15 protein-coding genes are annotated in these 18398 nt (G+C 62.2%); 5 read left to right on the plus strand and 10 right to left on the minus strand.

Features of this window, described 5'->3' with window-relative positions; genetic code table 11:
• The first annotated feature begins 86 nt into the window (after positions 1-86).
• Positions 87-902 (plus strand): serine O-acetyltransferase, encoded by an 816-nt coding sequence (gene cysE, locus AAC077_RS01995; protein ID WP_339766269.1) that lies wholly within the window; start codon positions 87-89, stop codon positions 900-902.
• Positions 903-1044: 142 nt separating this feature from the next.
• On the opposite strand, the gene AAC077_RS02000 is transcribed toward cysE, so the two are convergent.
• From AAC077_RS02000 to AAC077_RS02025, 6 genes are all read right to left on the minus strand, one after another.
• On the minus strand, positions 1045-2370 hold the full coding sequence (locus AAC077_RS02000) for a pyruvate dehydrogenase complex dihydrolipoamide acetyltransferase (protein ID WP_339766270.1): 1326 nt from the start codon (positions 2368-2370) through the stop codon (positions 1045-1047).
• Between the two features lie 12 nt (positions 2371-2382).
• Positions 2383-3765, minus strand: coding sequence for a pyruvate dehydrogenase complex E1 component subunit beta (locus AAC077_RS02005; protein ID WP_339766271.1), 1383 nt, complete (start codon positions 3763-3765; stop codon positions 2383-2385).
• 3 nt (positions 3766-3768) lie between these two features.
• A complete protein-coding gene (gene pdhA, locus AAC077_RS02010; protein ID WP_339766272.1) occupies positions 3769-4779 on the minus strand; it encodes a pyruvate dehydrogenase (acetyl-transferring) E1 component subunit alpha in 1011 nt (336 codons plus the stop codon).
• A 304-nt stretch (positions 4780-5083) separates the two neighbouring features.
• On the minus strand, positions 5084-6448 hold the full coding sequence (locus tag AAC077_RS02015; RefSeq protein ID WP_339766273.1) for a calcium-binding protein: 1365 nt from the start codon (positions 6446-6448) through the stop codon (positions 5084-5086).
• A 512-nt stretch (positions 6449-6960) separates the two neighbouring features.
• Positions 6961-7260 carry a septum formation initiator family protein gene (locus AAC077_RS02020; RefSeq protein WP_339766274.1) on the minus strand — a complete coding sequence of 100 codons (300 nt, stop codon included), beginning with the start codon at positions 7258-7260 and terminating at the stop codon, positions 6961-6963.
• A 156-nt stretch (positions 7261-7416) separates the two neighbouring features.
• Positions 7417-8607: a phosphoglycerate kinase gene (locus tag AAC077_RS02025; protein WP_339766275.1), complete on the minus strand. Its 1191-nt coding sequence runs from the start codon at positions 8605-8607 to the stop codon at positions 7417-7419.
• A 131-nt stretch (positions 8608-8738) separates the two neighbouring features.
• On the opposite strand from AAC077_RS02025, the gene AAC077_RS02030 reads away from it, so the two are divergent.
• From AAC077_RS02030 to AAC077_RS02040, 3 genes are all read left to right on the plus strand, one after another.
• Positions 8739-9248 (plus strand): peptidylprolyl isomerase, encoded by a 510-nt coding sequence (locus AAC077_RS02030; protein WP_339766276.1) that lies wholly within the window; start codon positions 8739-8741, stop codon positions 9246-9248.
• Positions 9238-9789, plus strand: coding sequence for a peptidylprolyl isomerase (locus AAC077_RS02035; RefSeq protein WP_339766277.1), 552 nt, complete (start codon positions 9238-9240; stop codon positions 9787-9789). The genes AAC077_RS02030 and AAC077_RS02035 overlap by 11 nt, the downstream gene beginning before the upstream one ends.
• 134 nt (positions 9790-9923) lie before the next feature.
• Positions 9924-11111, plus strand: coding sequence for an HPP family protein (locus AAC077_RS02040; RefSeq protein WP_339766278.1), 1188 nt, complete (start codon positions 9924-9926; stop codon positions 11109-11111).
• Between the two features lie 425 nt (positions 11112-11536).
• Here the strand turns inward: AAC077_RS02040 and AAC077_RS02045 are convergent, their stop codons facing one another.
• The 4 genes from AAC077_RS02045 to AAC077_RS02060 all read right to left on the minus strand — a co-directional run bounded on the left by AAC077_RS02045 (position 11537) and on the right by AAC077_RS02060 (position 14861).
• Entirely contained in the window at positions 11537-12058 is a 522-nt protein-coding gene (locus AAC077_RS02045; protein ID WP_339766279.1) for a polymer-forming cytoskeletal protein, read from the minus strand.
• On the minus strand, positions 12048-13379 hold the full coding sequence (locus AAC077_RS02050) for a M23 family metallopeptidase (protein WP_339766280.1): 1332 nt from the start codon (positions 13377-13379) through the stop codon (positions 12048-12050). Before AAC077_RS02050 ends, AAC077_RS02045 begins: the two co-directional genes overlap by 11 nt.
• A gap of 199 nt (positions 13380-13578) precedes the next feature.
• Positions 13579-14388, minus strand: a complete 810-nt coding sequence (locus AAC077_RS02055) for a ferritin-like domain-containing protein (protein WP_339767917.1) — start codon at positions 14386-14388, stop codon at positions 13579-13581.
• A gap of 11 nt (positions 14389-14399) precedes the next feature.
• Positions 14400-14861: a peroxiredoxin gene (locus AAC077_RS02060; protein WP_339766281.1), complete on the minus strand. Its 462-nt coding sequence runs from the start codon at positions 14859-14861 to the stop codon at positions 14400-14402.
• An 81-nt stretch (positions 14862-14942) separates the two neighbouring features.
• On the opposite strand from AAC077_RS02060, the gene AAC077_RS02065 reads away from it, so the two are divergent.
• Positions 14943-18398, plus strand: coding sequence for an AsmA-like C-terminal region-containing protein (locus AAC077_RS02065; protein ID WP_339766282.1), 3456 nt, complete (start codon positions 14943-14945; stop codon positions 18396-18398).

The raw sequence follows: 18398 nt of genomic DNA on the forward strand, positions 1-18398 counted from the left end.
TGATTTGGGAATGTGTCCCTTCACAGGTTTGCGTTTGGTCATTTTACCGCTATTGCGCTATCAAGAAGCGTGAAAGGACAGGTGTCATGGCTGAATTGCGAACAAACGTCTCTGCGATGGACCCGGTATGGGACCAGATCACCGACGAAGCCCGCGCGGCGGTAGAAGATGAACCGTTGATCGGGGGCTTTGTTCATGCGTGCATCCTGCATCACAAAACCATCGACAAGGCGCTGAGTTACCGAATTGCCGCGAAACTGGCGTCGAACGAGATGTCGATGGTCGTGGTGCGCGAGATCGTGGACGAGGCCTATGCCGCATCACCCGATCTGATCGACGCTGCGCGCGCCGATCTGGTGGCGGTGTATGAGCGTGATCCGGCCTGCCACCGGTTGGTGCAGCCGATCCTGTATTTCAAAGGCTATCAGGCGGTTCAGGCCTATCGCGTCGGGCATTTCCTGTGGGAACAGGGGCACCGTGATCTGGCCTATTTCTTCCAGATGCGGGTGAGCGAGATTTTCGGCGTCGACATCCACCCTGCCGCGAAGATCGGCAAGGGGATCATGATCGACCATGCCCATTCCATCGTGATCGGGGAAACCGCAGTGGTCGGTGACAACGTGTCGATGCTGCATTCGGTGACGTTGGGCGGGACCGGCAAGGAAGAACAGGACCGTCACCCCAAGATCGGTGATGGCGTGCTGATCGGCGCGGGGGCCAAGGTTCTGGGCAACATCCAGATCGGCCATTGCAGCCGCATCGCGGCGGGGTCTGTCGTGCTGGAAGACGTGCCGCCCTGCAAGACCGTGGCGGGCATTCCGGCGCGGATCGTGGGCGAGGCGGGATGTGACCAGCCTGCGATTTCGATGAACCATATGCTGGGCAAGAACGAAGCGTTTTAAGCTTCTTTTGAAAGCGTCAGAACGGAAAAAGCCGGGGCAAATGCCCCGGCTTTTGTTGTTTTTGTTCAGGGGCTCTGCCCCCGCCCTTGCGGGCGTCCCCGGGATTTCTTTGAACCAGAGAAGCCCGCTTGGGGTTTGGACCTTAGGCCAGCATCGACATCGGGTTTTCAAGGTTGTCCTTGATCGCGTTCAGCAACTCGGCCCCCAATGCGCCGTCGATCACGCGGTGGTCGACCGACAGGGTCACGGACATGACCGTGGCCACGGCCAGTTCGCCATCCTTGCCGACAACCGGTTTCTTGACGCCGGCACCCACCGCAAGAATCGCGCCGTGGGGCGGGTTGATGACCGCGTCGAAGTTGTCGATGCCGAACATCCCCAGGTTCGAGATCGCAAAGCTGCCGCCCTGATATTCATGGGGCGCCAGTTTGCGGTCGCGGGCGCGGGTGGCCAGATCTTTCATCTGGGCCGACAGGGCCGACAGCGATTTGTGGTGGGCGTCTTGCAGGACGGGGGTGAACAGGCCCCCTTCGATGGCGACGGCCACGGCCACGTCGGATGGCGTCAGCTTCAGGATGCGGTCACCGGCCCAGACGGCGTTGGCATCGGGCACCTGTTGCAGGGCGATGGCGCAGGCTTTGATGATGAAGTCGTTGACCGACAGTTTCACACCGCGCGCTTCAAGCTGTTTGTTCAGCGTGGCGCGGAAGGCCAGCAGGTCGTCCAGCTGGATGTCGCGGCGCAGGTAGAAATGCGGCACGGTTTGTTTGGCTTCGGTCAGGCGGGCGGCGATGGTTTTGCGCATGCCGTCCAGTTTGACCTCTGTGTACTCGCGGCCTTCGTACATCTTGGCGACGGTGCTGGCGGATGGGCCTGCGGCCATCGCGGGTTTGGGCGCGTCCGAGGATTCGGCGGGTTTGGACGCCGCTGCCTTGGGGGTGTCCGAAGCGGACAGCCCTTCGACATCTGCCTTGACGATGCGCCCGTGCGGGCCCGAGCCGGAGACGCCCGACAGGTCCACGCCCTTGTCCGCCGCGATACGACGCGCCAGTGGCGAGGCAAAGATGCGTTTGCCATCGCCGCCCTTGGGGGCGGGTGGGGCAGCGGCGGCTTCGGGTGCTTTGGCGTCCGGGGTTTCCTTGGACGTGTCAGCCTTTGGCGCGTCGTCTTTGGGTGCGTCGTCTTTCGGGGCGGCCTTGGCTGATCCGATGTCATCGGCGCTTTCGCCGTCTTCCAGCAGCACGGCGATCACGGTGTTCACCTTGACCCCTTCGCTGCCTTCTTCGACCATGATCTTGCCGATCACGCCTTCGTCCACGGCTTCGAATTCCATCGTCGCCTTGTCGGTTTCAATCTCCGCCAGCAGGTCGCCCGAGCTGACGGTGTCGCCTTCTTTCACCAGCCATTTGGCCAATGTGCCCTCTTCCATGGTGGGCGAAAGCGCGGGCATGAGAATTTCAATAGGCATATCGCGCGCTCCTTATTTGTATGTCACGGTTTTGACCGCTTCGATAACCTCGGCGGTGGTGACCAGTGCGTGTTTTTCCAGGTTCGCCGCATAAGGCATCGGCACATCCTTGCCCGTGCAGTTGATGACCGGCGCATCCAGATAATCGAACGCTTCCTGCATCAGGACCGAGCTGATGTAGCCGCCGACGGACCCTTGGGGCCAGCCTTCTTCGACGGTCACGCAGCGGTTGGTCTTCTGCACCGACTTGATGATGCTGGCCGTGTCCATCGGACGCAGTGTGCGCAGGTCGATGACTTCGGCGTCAATGCCCTCTTCGGCCAGCTTCTCGGCCGCTTCCAGCGCATAGGTCATGCCGATGCCAAAGCTGACGATGGTCACATCGCTGCCTTCCCGCCAGATGCGGGCCTTGCCGAACGGCACGGTGTAATCGTCGGTGTCCGGCACATCGAAGCTGCGGCCATAGAGGATTTCGTTTTCAAGGAAAATCACCGGGTTCGGGTCGCGGATCGCGGTTTTCATCAACCCTTTGTAATCCGAGGCCGAATAGGGCATCGCCACCTTCAGGCCGGGGATCTGCATGTACCACGCGGCATAGTCCTGCGAGTGCTGCGCACCGACGCGGGCGGCGGCACCGTTGGGGCCACGGAAGACCATCGGCGCGCCCATCTGGCCGCCGGACATATACAGCGTTTTGGCCGCCGAGTTGATGATCTGGTCGATCGCCTGCATGCCAAAGTTCCACGTCATGAATTCGACGATGGGGCGCAGGCCGCCAAAGGCCGCACCGACGCCGATACCGGCAAAGCCGTGTTCGGTGATCGGCGTGTCGATGACCCGCTTGGCGCCGAATTCATCCAGCAGCCCTTGGGAAATCTTGTAAGCGCCCTGATACTCGGCCACTTCCTCGCCCATCAGGAACACGTTTTCGTCGCGGCGCATTTCTTCGGCCATGGCGTCGCGCAATGCCTCGCGCACCGTCTGCTGTTTCAGCTTGGTGCCTTCGGGCCAGTCGGGGGTGGTGTCGGCTTCGGGCTTGGCCGGGGCAGGGTGGTCCTTGCCGCCTGCGGGGCTGTCGCCTTTGGCCTCTTCCTTGGCCGGTGCCTCTTCCGTTTCGGCAGGTTTCGCGGTTTCGACGTCGCCCACCTCTTCGCCTTCTTCGACCAGAATGGCGATGGCGGTGTTTACTTTCACGCCTTCGGTGCCTTCTTCGATCAGGATCTTGCCGATCACACCTTCGTCGACAGCTTCGAATTCCATCGTCGCCTTATCGGTTTCGATCTCGGCCATGATGTCACCGGATTTGACGGTGTCACCTTCCTTGACCAGCCACTTGGCCAGCGTGCCTTCTTCCATTGTGGGGCTCAGGGCGGGCATCAGAATTTCGGTTGCCATGGATCAAGCCTCCTGCGGAATTTCGGTTGCGTAAATGTCGGTCCACAGCTCGTCGAGCGCGGGTTCGGGGCTGTTTTTGGCGAACTCGGCGCTTTCGTTCACCACATCCTTGATCTTCTTGTCGATGGCTTTCAGGTCCTCTTCGGTGGCGTGCTCGCCTTGCAGCAGCAGCGTGCGCACGGCTTCGATGGGGTCGCGTTCGTCGCGCATTTTCTGCACTTCCTCGCGGGTCCGGTATTTGGCCGGATCGGACATCGAGTGGCCGCGATAGCGGTAGGTTTTGATTTCCAGGATATAGGGACCTTTGCCCGAACGGCAGTGGGCCACGGCGGTTTCGCCTGCGGCCTTGACCGCCAGAACATCCATGCCGTCCACCGCTTCGCCCGGAATGCCGAACGCCTTGCCGCGTTCCCAGATCTCGGCGCTGGAGGTCGAGCGCTGTTGCGAGGTGCCCATGGCGTACTGGTTGTTTTCAATCACGAAGATACAGGGCAACTGCCACAGGGCGGCCATGTTGAAGGTTTCGTAAACCTGACCCTGGTTTGCCGCGCCATCCCCGAAATAGGTAAAGGTGACGTTGTCGTTGCCCTTGTATTTGTCAGCAAATGCCAAACCGGCCCCAAGCGGCACGTTGGCGCCCACGATACCGTGGCCCCCGTAGAAACGCTTGTCCTTCGAGAACATGTGCATCGAGCCGCCCTTGCCCTTGGAATACCCGTCCTCGCGGCCTGTCAGCTCGGCCATGACGCCGTTGGGGTCCATGCCGCAGGCCAGCATATGGCCGTGATCGCGGTAGGTTGTGATGCGGCTGTCGCCGTCTTTCGCGGTGGCCTCAAGGCCCACAACAACCGCTTCCTGCCCGATATAAAGGTGACAAAAGCCACCGATCAGACCCATACCGTAAAGCTGGCCCGCTTTTTCCTCGAACCGGCGGATCAGCAGCATGTCATGGTAATAGGCCTTAAGCTCGTCTGCCGAAACATTCGGTTTCTTGGTGGTCTTTCTGGCGGCCATGCGCGACCCTCCCTGACGTTAATAGTTTAGCGTTAAACTATCTTTTATCGGATTCGGCGGAGTGATGCGAGAGGTTATATTCGCGCAAGCCAATTCGCAGCCGTACGGGGCTGGACTGCCTTGTTTTTTGGCAGGGGCTGCGCCTGACTTTCGGGATGGTCGCAAGTGGGGCGATATTTACGTGCGTGCAAACGTGCCACTGCCCCCGCGTTGGCAGGGGCAGTGTGTCACTTGCTGTGCCGCGCTGCGGCGGTGCGAACGGGATGAATTCGACCGCCACAGGTTGAGGGGTGCGGCGGTGCGGTTACAGGATAATATCCGACCCCAGCAAGGTGATTTCGCCGTCCAGGATAAGCTGGAAGTCGGCCATGCCATCGCCGTCCACGTCACCGCTGATAAAGGTGCGCCCGTCCGAGATGATCGACCGCAATTCACCGGCGGTTCCGCTAAAGTCTGCGTCGCCGACAAAGTCAAAATTCTGGTCCCCGCCCGTGGTGATGTCCGCGTCGATGCCGCGCATCCGCAGGCGGTCCTCGCCTTGGGTGAAATCGGTGATGACTTCGCGCGCGCCGCCGTTCCACAGGTCTTCGATCTCGGTGAAGATGAACAGATCGGCACCGGCACCGCCGGTCAGCGTGTCGTTGCCGTTGCCGCCATAGATCATGTCGTCGCCCGCACCGCCGTCGATGACATCGCGGCCTTTGCCACCGTCAAGGATGTCGTTGCCATCGCCGCCGTTGATCGCGTCGTTGGCGCCTTCGCCGCGCAGCAGGTCATCGCCGCTGCCGCCGGTCATGGTGTCATTGCCCTGACCTGCGACGACGATGCGGTCGTCGGACGATCCTGTGCTGTCAAAGGTGTCGTTGCCGTTGCCAAGCCGGACAAACCCGCTGAGGCTGCCGGTCGCGGTGACATTGTCATCGCCCGATCCGGTCAGCACGTTGCCATTGATGCCGGCAGTGTCGCCCACGGTCAGATTGTCGTCGCCGCCCTTCATATAGACGCGTCCGTTGACCTGTGCCTGATTGGCCAGATCCAGCGTGTTGGCCAGATTGTTGAAGGTCAGATCGGCGTTCACGGCGGTCGTTCCCGTGACATCCAGCCCGCCGCCAAAGGTCAGCGACCCTTCCAGCGAACCACCGGCCAGCGTGACATCCGAGAAAATAGTGCCCGTACCGCGCAGCACTCCGGTGCCAGAAACACTGACGTCCGATGCGGTGATGGACCCGTTCACCTCGAGCGTACCAACGCCGACAGTGGTTGCACCTGTGTGGCTGTTCGCGCCGTTCAGGATCAGCGTGCCGGTGTCGCCCAGCACGACGTCGCCTGCGGTAATGTCCTGCGCGACGGTCAAAGTGGCACCATTGGCGACCGAGACGAGTGATCCGGTTCCCAGGCGCAGATCTTCGTCCGCGTCGCCGGTGATCAGAACATTGCCACCTTCAAGGGTGATGTCTCCGGCCCGTACGCCCAAGCCACCGGTTTCGATGGTTACGGTGTAGTCATCATCGACAAAGATGATGTCGTCGCCATTGTCGAACAGGGCAGGAAGCGAAACCGTGAGCAAAGTGATCACGTCGATCACTTCGACGCTCCAGTTAAGCGTGCCGAAATTCCACGTGCCGTTGTTGTTCGGGATAGAGAGGGGATTCCATGTAAGCTCAGACATACTGTTACCTCGTTAATAAATCGTTAACTCTGCTTAAAAGTGTATGTGGAACTGTGGCATGAATTGGGCAAGTTTGTTGCTACTGGCAAATTAAATTAGGAATGCTCATGATTTATTGGCTTTTGTTGGGGTCAGCTCCCCCTGATTCAGCCCATGGTTTCAGTAATTTGCAATCTATAGGTGTGTTGTGATGTGGGCAGCGGAGTGGTTAAAAACCCCTTAAGTTGTATGGCTTAACCTTGCCTGGGTGGTCCAATTCCTGCCGGAAACCACCCATCGAACCTGTTCTGCACGGTGTGGCAAAAGCTGGCGTTGCGCAGGGACAAAAAAAATGCCGCCCCCTTTCGGTGGACGACGTCACAGGGCATGGGACCGGCGGTCGCTGCGTCTTGAAATCTGACTGGGCAAAGGGGCTCGGGCACAGGTTTGCCACAATTGATGTGCGGCGGTGCTATGCGCGATTCGAAAAAATGTGGGGGCTGCGGGTCTGTCTGGTTGCCGGTGGCAAGGTGTCAGCGGATGACGATCTCGTCGCTGCGCACCATGCCCAGAACGCGCCGCGCCTGTTCGTCCAACAGGTCAAGATCAAGATAGTCGTCGGACAAACGGTAGGTCAGGTTTTCCATGCGCGCCACGTCTGCGCGCACCTCGGCCAGTTGCACCGTCAGCACGCGGCTTTCCGCATCAATCTGGGCGCGCTGGAACAATCCGAAATCCCCCTGCACGGCGGCAAAGGTAAAATAGACGCACAAGGCAAAGGCCACGGCGAAAAAGAGAAACGTACCAAATGCGGGGCGCGCGATGCGTGTCATGACTGCTGCCTTTTACTTTCGCCTCTTGGGTGGGCGATGGTCCCGTTATGACACAGATGATTCTTCAAGGGAATCCCTCGATTCGCTATCTGCGATCACAATCGGGGCCAAGTGAATCCTTGGTGCAACACCACGCAGGCTGGTCGGGGAAAACCCCTAGGACAGCGCAGCCACGCCGGGCAGTTCCTTGCCCTCCATCCATTCCAGAAACGCGCCGCCGGCGGTCGAGATATAGGTGAAATCATCCGCCGCACCCGCCTGGTTCAGGGCTGCGACCGTGTCGCCGCCGCCTGCCACGGTCACCAGCGCGCCGTCGCGGGTCAGTTTGGCTGCGGCTTGGGCCGCAGCAACGGTTGCGGTGTCGAAGGGCGCGATTTCGAACGCCCCCAACGGGCCGTTCCAGATCAGCGTTTTCAGCGTTTCAAACGCAGTGACAATCTCGACCACGGCGGCGTCGCCTGCGTCCAGCACCATCTGGTCGGCGTCCAGCTTTGTATCACCGTTCAGCGCGATCAGGTCAAAGGCAGCACCAGCCGCAAATTCACGCGCCACGCGGCCATCGACCGGCAGGATTACGCGACAGCCGCGCGTCTTGGCCTCGTCCAGGATGGCGCGGGCCGTGTCCAGCAGGTCATCCTCGCGCAGGGACGCACCCATGTCGGCGCCCATCGCGGCCAGGAACGTGTTGGCCATGCCGCCACCGATCACCAGAATGTCCAGCTTTTGCACAAGGTTCTGCAACAGGTCGATCTTGGTCGACACCTTGGCCCCGCCGACAACAGCCCCCACGGGGCGCTCGGGCGCGCTCAGCGCGCTTTCCAGCGCTTGCAGCTCGGCCTGCATCAGACGGCCCGCACAGGCGGGCAGCAGGCGGGCCAGCGCCTCGGTGCTGGCGTGGGCGCGGTGCGCGGCGGAAAAGGCATCGTTGCAATAGACGTCGCCCAATGCCGCCAGCCGTTCGGCAAAGGCCGGGTCATTCTTTTCCTCGCCGGGGTAAAAGCGGATGTTTTCCAGCAGCAGCACATCGGCGCCTGCAATCTCGTCGGTGCCGGCCTCGGCGGCCTCCAGCGTTTCGATCAGCCGCACCTTGCGGCCCAAAGCCTCGGACAGGGCAGTGACCACCACCCGCAGGCTCAGGTCCAGCACGACCTTGCCCTTGGGGCGGCCAAAGTGGGCGATCAGGATCGGCGTGCCGCCCTGTTCCAGAATATACTGCACCGTCGGCACGATCCGCTCGATCCGGGTGGCATCGGTGACGTGGCCGTTTTCCACCGGCACGTTGATGTCCACGCGGCACAGCACGCGTTTGCCGTTCAGGTCCATGTCGTCCAGTGTCTTCCAAGCCATCGCCGTCAATCCCTTAAACCAATTGTTAAGCGGTGTTTCGCGGCATTTGTCGCTCAGGTCAATGCAGCGGCTTGGCAAAAGCAGGCCCGCGCCTTAGGTATCCTTGCAATATCAAGACAGAGGAGCCGAAAATGGCCGAGATCAAAGACCCGGAAAACACCATCCTGATGGAACTGAAGGGTGGCACCGTCACCATCCAGTTGCTGCCCGACCTTGCCCCCAAGCACGTCGAGCGGATGAAAGAGCTGGCGCGTGCCGGCGAATATGACAACGTCGCGTTCCACCGCGTCATCGAGGGCTTCATGGCCCAGACCGGCGACGTGCAGAACGGCGACATGGAAGACGGCTTTAACATCCGTGCCGCTGGCACCGGTGGCTCGGCGCTGCCCGACCTGCCTGCCGAGTTCTCAAAGGTGCCGCACGCGCGCGGCTCCATCGGTGCGGCCCGTTCGGCCAACCCCAACAGCGCCAACAGCCAGTTTTTCATCAACTTCAAGGACAATGATTTCCTGAACGGTCAGTACACCGTTTACGGTCAGGTCATTTCCGGCATGGAACATGTGGACGCGATCACCCGTGGCGAGCCGCCCGCGCAGCCCGACCGTATGATCAGCGTCAAGGTTGCCGCAGATGTTGCGTAACCTGCTGATCCCTCTTGCCTTTGTGGCCAGCCCTGCGCTGGCCACGGGTCTGGCCATTGAGGTCGAGGGCGAAACCGCCAGCGGCACGATCCAGATTGACCTGCTGGATGACGTGGCACCCCAGCATGTGGCGCGCATCACCGAACTGGCCCGCGAAGGGGCCTATGACGGCGTTGTGTTCCACCGCGTGATCGACGGCTTCATGGCGCAAACCGGTGACGTGCAGTTCGGCAAGTCCGGTGCCGATACGTCGAGTGCGGGCATGGGCGGGTCGGACAAGCCTGATCTGCCGCAGGAATTCTCGGACATCCCGTTCGAGCGTGGCATCGTCGGCATGGCGCGGTCGCAAAGCGTGGACAGCGCCAACAGCCAGTTTTTTATCATGTTCACTGAATATCCTTCGCTGAATGGCCAATACACCGTTGTGGGCCGCGTGACCGAAGGTCTGGACGTGCTGGACAGCCTGAAACTGGGCGATCCGCGTTCCGGCGCCATCGACGGTCAGCCGGACGTGATGAAATCGGTGACCGTGACCGAGTGATCGGTTTTTCAGGTTTCTTCGACAGGCCCGCGCAGTGATCTGCGCGGGCCTGTTGCGTTCCGGGCGGGGCGGTATGGCTTTACCTTGGCCGCGACCTTTGTCACTGCGTGCACATCGCGGGCGAAGGAGGATTCATGTACAGATTTGCTCAGTTTACGTACAGTTTCGCAAAGATCGTGCGGGGGCTGGGGCCTGCGATGCCCGCAGCCCATCCCGCCGAGGCCCTGCGCGCCGGTGTCGGGGCCTGCGTCGGGCTGGCGGTGGTTGGGTTGTTCATCCTGTCCCCGCTGGTCGATCTGCGGTTGGGCCTGTATCTGATCGCGCCATTCGGAGCCAGCGCCGTGCTGCTGTTTGCCGTGCCCAACGCGCCGCTTGCGCAGCCATGGTCGGCGGTGGTCGGCAACACCCTGGCCGCGCTGGTTGGTGTGGCGGTCTGCCTGACGGTGCCCGATCCCGCGCTGCGCATCGCGCTGGCAGTTGGGCTGGCGATTGCCGTGATGATCCTGTGCCGCGCGGTGCATCCGCCCGCAGGGGCCGTGGCAATGACCGCCGCCATGAGCCCCGATGCCGTGGCCGAACTGGGGTTCTGGTTTGCGCTGGCGCCTGTTGCCGTGGGCACCGTTGCAATGGTGGTGCTTGCGATGGTCTATGCGCGGCTGACCGGGCGGCGCTATCCCTTTCGGCACTTTGACGATCGCAACGCGCGCGGCACCACCGACCCGGAGCCCATGCAGCGTCTGGGGTTGAACGAGGAAGAACTGACCGACCTGCTGGACCGTTATCGCCAGTCGTTCAACATGGGGGCCGAAGACCTTGCGCGGTTGATCGGCGCGGCTGAATTGCAGGCGGCCAGTCACCGCACCGGACCCTTGACCGCCGCCGACGTGATGTCGCGCGATCTGGTGACCGTCACCGCCGAAACGCCGCTGGGTCAGGTGGCCGACCTGTTCCGGCGGCACCGCTGCACGTCACTGCCCGTGGTCGGGGCGGAAGACAGGTTTCTGGGCGTGATCTTTCAAATGCACCTGATCGACCGCGCCCGCGATGACGCGCTGCGGCTGAACCGTGGCTTTGGCGCGTCGATGGCACGGATGCTGGACCGCAGCCGCGACCGGCCCCCACGGGCGCATGAGATCATGGGCGTCGCAGGGCCACGCGCGGTGCCCGATACACCGATTGCTGCGCTGTTGCCGATGATGGCCGAAGGGACAGTCGATGCGGTGCCGGTGCTGGCGCGGGGCCGTTTGCAGGGTATCGTCACCCGCACCGACCTGATCGCGGCACTGGCCAAGGTCAGCCTGCAACAGCCTGTGGCGGGCTAGGCGGGCAGGGCGCTTAGATTGACGCGGGTGAAGGTCCGTTCTGTTGTATTGGGGGAAGCGGACCGTCGCGCAGATCGCAGCGAAGGACGGCTATGAGGCTGGAGTGACCTTGCCACAAAGGGCAGTGCCTGACCGCGTGTGGGCATCGGAAGGTCATTGGATACCACTTTATTTCTAATCTTTGGCGTGTGGGTGATGAACTGCGCCAGGGTGAGAAAGCGCCCGCCCATGGGGCGGTCGGGCGCTGCCCGGCGGTGCTAAAGCACCTTGATTCCGGGCTTTGGTGGTTGGCAACTTCGTCCCGCACACCGGACCTTGAACCACATCGCGCATAAGGTCCGCTTTGAAACGTTTCGCACGCACCAATGAAAACGGGCGTCGCGGCAATGCCGGACGCCCGTTTCCCTGATCTCTAACGCAAGCCTTTAGCTTTGCGGCTGGCCTTGCGGTTTGGGCGCAGGGGCAGGGGCCGCCTGTTTGGTGCCGCCCGGGTTCAGCGGGTCGTCCTGACGCTGCACGGACCCTTCGAAGTGCGCACCGCTTTCGATGGCGATGGTCTTGTGGATGATGTCGCCTTCGACCCGCGCGGTCGATGTCAGGCGCACTTTCAGGCCACGCACGCGGCCGACGATGCGGCCGTTGATCACCACGTCATCGGCGGTCACTTCGCCTTTGATCGTTGCGGTTTCGCCAATCGTCAGCAGGTGGGCGCGAATGTCGCCTTCCACGGTGCCCTCGACCTGGATGTCGCCGGTTGTCTTGAGGTTGCCGGTGATGTGCAGGTCGGACGACAGAACCGAGGCAGGTGGTTTTGCCTTGGGCGCGCTGGCCTTGAATTCGTTGGGCTTGGGTGCCGCCGACGCCGGCTGTGCAGGAGCAGCGGGTGCGCTGCCCTTGGCCGCGTCGTCTTTGGGTCCGGGTTCGTTGATTTTGCTCTTAGAAAACATCGTTTGCAGCCTTGATATAGATCATGGGGTTTACAGCTTTGCCGCCGACGCGGACTTCGTAGTGCAGGTGTACGCCGGTCACCCGTCCAGATGCTCCCATATCACCGACACGGTCCCCGCGCGAGACCTTTTGGCCAACTTTCACGCGAAGTTTCGACATATGGGCATAACGGGTCTCGATACCGAAGTCGTGCTGGATCTTGACCAGACGGCCGTAACCGTTGGACCAGCCCGCGTGGGTGACCACGCCGTCGGCGGTGGCATAGAGGGGGGTGCCCGTGGGGGCGGCGAAATCAACGCCCTTGTGCATCCGGCGGCCGCCCGTCTTGGGGTCGCGGCGATAGCCGAAGCTGGACGTGAAGCGGAACGAGCTTTTCACCGGCAGCGCGAAAGGCGCTTTTTGCGCGGCGATGCGGTACATGTTCAACTGGTCCATCTGGTTCAACAGACGGTTGGCGCGCAGCGCATCGGCGCTGGGTTCTTCGCCGCGTGTCGAGAACGACAGCGGTGTCAGCGGGCCACCCTGACCGGAATAGCCACGGCGCACCTGTTCGATGATCTGCTTGGTCGGCATGCCTGCGGCGCGGAACATCTTGTCCAGCGGGGCGACAGAGATGGTCATCGCATCCTCAAGCTGGCGGAAGATGGCGTCGTTCTGGTCTTTCATCGTGGCGATCTGGTCGGACAGCTCGTCCGCCGCCAGCAGCGCGTCTTCGGCGTCGCGGGCGATCTGGTCACGTTCGGCGGCGGTTTCAGCCAGTGCTGTGGCGACGAAATCCATTGGCGCACCTGCGCCGCCGTTGTCCATCGCCAGACCGGTGCCGCCATTGTCCAGACGTTCGGTCAACGACGCCACCTGTGCGCGCGCGGCCTCGCGGTCTTTCATGGTGCCGCGCAGGGTCGACTGGATCACTTCGATCCCGGTTTCCAGCTCGCGGCGGCGGGTTTCGCTTTCCAGAAGTTCCGACTGCATCACCGAAATCTGGGTGAGGGCGGCGTTAAACCGTTCTTGGGCGGCGTGTGCTTCGGCTGCGCGCGAGTCGCGCTGGCCTGCCAGATCGTTCAGCCGCGCCTGATAGGTGCGCTGATCGCGTTTGGCCTGTTCGCGGAAGTTGCCCGACCCGATGCTGTCCATCAGGATCACCGCAGTGGCGACAATGGTCCAGGCGATCAGAAGGGACGATCCGGTGAAAGCCACAAGCTGGGTGACCGGACGCAGGCGTATGAACCGCGTGTCGGTGTCGGACTTCAGGAAAACCCTGCGTTCCGGAAACCACCGCTCCATCGCGGCATCGAATTTGATTGCGAGACGTGTGCGCAAACTGCCCGTCCTTTTTCCATCCCAAAAAAGGCGAAGTGTTCCCCAACACGGCCACCTTGTCGCTGTTGCATAAACACCTCGGTTCAATCGGGCAACCGCTTTGGTCCTTGTTGGGGGTTTTCAGGTCGATTCGTGGCCAAATGGGCAGAAAACCGCTTAAATAAATCAACTTAGCAAGTGGCGCTCAGGCTCGCCCACTTCAGGTTGAAACTGCCAATGGCCAGTAAAAGTCGGGTGGTATACCGGCCTCGGCGCGCTTTTCCTCGTTGAAGGGCGGCTTGAGTGCGCCGTGAAAATACTTTTGCACCAGCGTGTGAAACACCTCTTTCGGGTCGGCATTTTCGCGCCCGCACAGGAAGTGGAACCATTTGGACCCGTATGCCACGTGGGCCACTTCCTCGGCATAGATCGTTTCCAGTGCGGCGACCGCGCTGTCGTCCTTGGCCTGTTTGAAGATGCGGATCATGTTGGGTGTCACGTCCAGCCCGCGTGCTTCCAGCACCATCGGCACGACCGCCAGCCGGCCCATCAGGTCGTCGGCGGTGTCCTCGGCGGCGCGCCACATGCCTGCGTGCGCGGGCAGGGCGCCGTAATGGCTGCCCAATTCCTCAAGACAATCGGCCATCAGGTTGAAATGTTTGGATTCTTCGTCAGCCGCTTTGACCCAGTCGTCAAAGAACCCCATGGGCATCGGCACATGGGAAAACCGCGCAATGATGTCCCAGTGCAGGTCGACCGCGTTCAGTTCGATATGGGCGACCGCGTGCAGCAGGGCAATGCGCCCCTCGGGGCTGCCGGGTTTGCGGTGCGGTACATCGCGCGGCGCCAGCAGTTCGGGGCGGGCGGGCCGTGCGGGCTGCATCGGCGGGCTGGCAGTGCCCACGTCCGGTGTTTCGCCCGCAGCACGGGCCGCCTGCCACTGGGCGGCCAGCCTGCGCGACAGGGCGGTCTTTTCGCGCCCGTCGCCACAGCGCAGCACGGCATCGGCCATCTGGGCCAGCGGCATCATCGGGGTATCGGTCACAGGGTCTTTACCGCGTCCAGAACCTCTTCGGCGTGGCCGGGGACTTTGACCCGTGGCCAGATGCGCGCGACGGTCCCGTCTGCGGCGATCAGCACGGTCGTCCGTTCAATCCCGAAATAAGTCTTGCCATACATCTGTTTTTCTTTCCACACGCCATAGTCTTCGCAGACCGTGCCGTTTTCATCCGACAACAGCGGCACTGTCAGATCGTGTTTGGCGGTAAAATTGGCGTGTTTTTTCAGGCTGTCCTTGGAAATGCCATAGACCTGCGCCCCCGCATCGGCAAAGGCTTGCATATGCTCGGAAAAGGCGATGGATTCCTTGGTGCAGCCCGGCGTATTGTCCTTGGGATAAAAGAACAGAACAACAGGGGTGCCACGCAGAGCCGACAGCGTGACCTCCGGCCCTTCGGTTTGCGGCAAGGTGAAATCGGGTGCGGTTGAAGCTACTTCTATCATGACGGTCCTTGTCATACTTGCCCATCTGGGCGTGCGCGAAACTGACTGTCATAGTAGCTTTGGAGCAGCAAGAATAAAGACATGACCGACACCAAGTCGCCAAAACACTCTGTGACCGACCTGCCAAAGGTCAAGGCCAAGGGCCGCAAGCGTCGCATTGCCAAGCATGTGGGGCTGGGCACGCTTGTTCTGATGGCGCTGCTGGGTGTGGCGGCCGTGGTGCTGATCACCGTGCTGGTGGGCAAGCCGATTGCCGCCCCCGACTGGCTGGAACAGCGGATCGAAACGCGCGTGAACAGCAACCTGCAAGGGGTGCGGCTGACCTTTGACGAGGCTGAAATCGTCGTGAACAAGGGCTGGCGTCCGCGCGCGCGCATCCGCAACGTGACTTTGCGGACAGTGGCCGGCGACGAGATCGTCAAGTTTTCCGAACTGGAAGCCAGCCTTGCGATGAAGCCGTTGCTGTCGGGCGAGGTTGTGCCGAAAAAGATCGAGCTGACGGGGGTTTTCGTGACCCTGCGGCGGGACGCCCAAGGCCAGGTGTCGTTGTCCAGCGGGCAGGGCATCGGCAATGGCGATGCGCTAACGGTGTCGTTGCCGGGGTTGATCGCTGCGGTGGATGCGGCGTTTGGCCAGCCGCAACTCAAGGCGCTGACCAACGCCGACATCTACGGTGTTACCCTGCGCTATGAAGATGCGCGCGCCGACCGCGCCTGGACCGCGGATGGTGGCCGGTTCCGGCTGACGCGCACGGGCGAGGAGCTGGCGGTTTCTGCCGATCTGGCGCTGCTGTCGGGGGGCACCGGCGTCGCCACCGTCGAGGCCAACTATTCCGGCCGCATCGGGTCAGCTGTGGCAGACTTTGGCGTGACGATGGAAGATGTCGCCGCCGCCGACATCGCGGCCCAAGGCCCGGCTTTTGCATGGCTGGACGCAGTGCGCGCGCCGATTTCGGGGGCCTTGCGCACCGGCGTTCTGGCCGACGGCAAGCTGGCCCCGATCAGCGCCACGCTGCGCATCGGCAAGGGTGTGTTGCAGCCCAACAACGAAACCCGCCCGATCCCGTTCCAGTCTGCACGCACCTATTTCAATTATGATCCCGCCGCCCGTCTGCTGCGCTTTGACGAGTTGAGCGTGGTCAGCAAATGGGTCACGGGTCGTGTCGAAGGTCAGGCGATTGTCGGCGGTGGGCCGGACGACGCCGGGCAGGTCGATACGCTGATTGGTCAGTTTTCGGCCTCGGACCTCAAGTTCAATCCGCGCGATCTTTATGTCGAGCCTGTGGTGCTGGACGGGGCCAATCTGGATTTCCGGCTGGATCTGAACCCGTTTCGCGTGACGTTGGGCCAGATGCTGGTGTCGGATCAGGGGCAATGGCTGCGGGCCAGCGGCAGTTTTGTCGCCGAGCGTGAAGGCTGGCGGTTTGCGCTGGACGCGCAGGTGGACGAGCTGGCGCCCGAGCGGCTGCTGGCGCTGTGGCCGGAAAAGCTGATCGTGAAAACCCGCGAATGGGTGGCTGACAACCTGCTGGCCGGACGGCTGCGCGAGGTCGATCTGGCCCTGCGCGGGGAGCCGAACATGCCGATGCAAAGCTATCTGAGCTTTGATTTCGCGGATGCGGACATGCGGTTCATGAAGACGATGCCGCCCATTCAACAGGCCTCGGGCCATGCCAGCCTGCTGCGCAACCGGTTTGTCGCATCGGTCGATCAGGGCTTTGTCACCGCACCGCAGGGCGGGCGCGTGGGCGTGGCGGGGTCGTCCTTCATCATTCCTGATGTCACGGTCAAGGATGGCGCACCGGCCATCGCGCGGCTGGAAACCACCAGCACCGTCACCGCAGCACTGTCGCTGCTGGATCAGGAACCGCTGTTCGTGATGGACAAGGCGGACCTGCCCGTGGGGCTGGCGGACGGGCGTGTGACATTGGATGGCACCATTGCGCTGCCCCTGAAGAAAAAGCTGGAGCCCGGCGAGGTGACCTATTCGGTGACAGGCACGCTTGCCGATGTGCGCACCGATGCGTTGGTGCCAAACGAAACCCTTGCCGCCAGCGCGCTGAAACTCAGCGCCGACAATGATGGCGTGCGGGTGTCGGGGCAGGGGCGTCTGGGAAATGTGCCTTTTGACGTGGCATGGGACCAGCCGCTGGGCGTCGAGGCCAAGGGCGGCAGCCAGGTGCGCGGCACTGTCGAGATTTCGCAGGCCACATTGGACGAATTCAACATAACCCTGCCACCGGGATCGGTGCGGGGCAAGGGCGTGGGGCAGATCGTTGTGGACCTGCCTGCGAAGGGTGGCACGCCGCGCATGGTGCTGACGTCGAACCTGCGCGGGCTTAGCCTGCGGCTGGCTCCGCTGGGCTGGTCCAAGGCCGCCGCCAGCGCGGGTTCGCTGCGTGTCGAGGCAACCTTGGGCGCGCGCCCCGAGGTCACCGCCATCAGCCTTGAGGCCGCCGGATTGCAGGCCCGTGGCACGGTGACGCTGGATGCGTCGGGTGCGCTGCAAAGGGCCAGTTTCTCGCAAGTCAAAGTGGGCAACTGGATGAATGCGCCGGTGGACATCATCGGCCGTGGCCGCAGTGCCGCACCTGAAATCCGTGTGCGTGGCGGTATGATCGACCTGCGCACCGCCAATTTTGGTTCGGACAGTGCGGGCGGCAGCGGCCAGTCGACCGGACCGCTGATCCTGTCGCTGGACCAGTTGCGGATCACCGACACGATTGCGCTGACCGGTATGCAAGGCACCTTCAGCACGGCCAAGGGATTGGATGGCAAGTTCACCGGCAAGATCAACGGCGGCGCCGCGGTGGCGGGGCGTGTGGTGCCGCAGAACGGGCGCAGCGCGGTGCGCATCACCTCGCAGGACGCAGGCGGGGTCGTGGCATCCGCCGGGATCATCCAGAATGCGCGCGGCGGCGATCTGAACCTGACATTGCTGCCCGTTGGACAGGACGGTGCATTTGACGGCGATCTGACCATACGCAACACACGGGTCAAGGACGCGCCCGCCATTGCCGACCTGCTGGCGGCGATCTCGATTGTGGGTCTGCTGGAACAGCTCAGCGGCGAAGGGATCGTCTTTTCCGAGGTGGACGGATCGTTCCGGCTGACGCCGAACAGCATGACCCTGACCAAGGCCAGCGCGACCGGTCCGTCGCTGGGGATTTCGATGGACGGTATCTATAACCTGAACACCTCGACGCTGGACATGCAGGGGGTGGTGTCGCCGGTTTACCTGCTGAACGGCATCGGTGCGATCTTTACCCGCAAGGGCGAAGGGTTGATCGGTTTCAACTATCGGCTGACCGGTCCCGCCGCCAAGCCGAAGGTCAGCGTGAATCCGCTGTCGGCGCTGACGCCGGGGCTGTTTCGCGAAATCTTCCGCCGCCCGGCGCCGCAGGTGCCTGATCTGGAGACCCCGCAAGGCCAAACTGGCGGCACTGTGCCCGAGGCGTTTGCGCCCGCTCAGCAGCAACAGATCACCCCCGCGCAAGAGCAACGGCAACGCCTTGATAGCCCCGGATATGGGCGTTAA

Origin of the sequence: uncultured Pseudosulfitobacter sp. (assembly GCF_963976325.1) — a bacterium.
Taxonomy (GTDB): Bacteria; Pseudomonadota; Alphaproteobacteria; order Rhodobacterales; family Rhodobacteraceae; genus Pseudosulfitobacter.

Coding starts and splice junctions, on each gene's coding strand:
- cysE (WP_339766269.1), top strand. CDS start 87: ATGGCTGAATTGCGAACAAACGTCTCTGCGATGGACCCGGTATGGGAC.
- AAC077_RS02000 (WP_339766270.1), bottom strand. CDS start 2,370: ATGCCTATTGAAATTCTCATGCCCGCGCTTTCGCCCACCATGGAAGAG.
- AAC077_RS02005 (WP_339766271.1), bottom strand. CDS start 3,765: ATGGCAACCGAAATTCTGATGCCCGCCCTGAGCCCCACAATGGAAGAA.
- pdhA (WP_339766272.1), bottom strand. CDS start 4,779: ATGGCCGCCAGAAAGACCACCAAGAAACCGAATGTTTCGGCAGACGAG.
- AAC077_RS02015 (WP_339766273.1), bottom strand. CDS start 6,448: ATGTCTGAGCTTACATGGAATCCCCTCTCTATCCCGAACAACAACGGC.
- AAC077_RS02020 (WP_339766274.1), bottom strand. CDS start 7,260: ATGACACGCATCGCGCGCCCCGCATTTGGTACGTTTCTCTTTTTCGCC.
- AAC077_RS02025 (WP_339766275.1), bottom strand. CDS start 8,607: ATGGCTTGGAAGACACTGGACGACATGGACCTGAACGGCAAACGCGTG.
- AAC077_RS02030 (WP_339766276.1), top strand. CDS start 8,739: ATGGCCGAGATCAAAGACCCGGAAAACACCATCCTGATGGAACTGAAG.
- AAC077_RS02035 (WP_339766277.1), top strand. CDS start 9,238: ATGTTGCGTAACCTGCTGATCCCTCTTGCCTTTGTGGCCAGCCCTGCG.
- AAC077_RS02040 (WP_339766278.1), top strand. CDS start 9,924: ATGTACAGATTTGCTCAGTTTACGTACAGTTTCGCAAAGATCGTGCGG.
- AAC077_RS02045 (WP_339766279.1), bottom strand. CDS start 12,058: ATGTTTTCTAAGAGCAAAATCAACGAACCCGGACCCAAAGACGACGCG.
- AAC077_RS02055 (WP_339767917.1), bottom strand. CDS start 14,388: ATGATGCCGCTGGCCCAGATGGCCGATGCCGTGCTGCGCTGTGGCGAC.
- AAC077_RS02060 (WP_339766281.1), bottom strand. CDS start 14,861: ATGATAGAAGTAGCTTCAACCGCACCCGATTTCACCTTGCCGCAAACC.
- AAC077_RS02065 (WP_339766282.1), top strand. CDS start 14,943: ATGACCGACACCAAGTCGCCAAAACACTCTGTGACCGACCTGCCAAAG.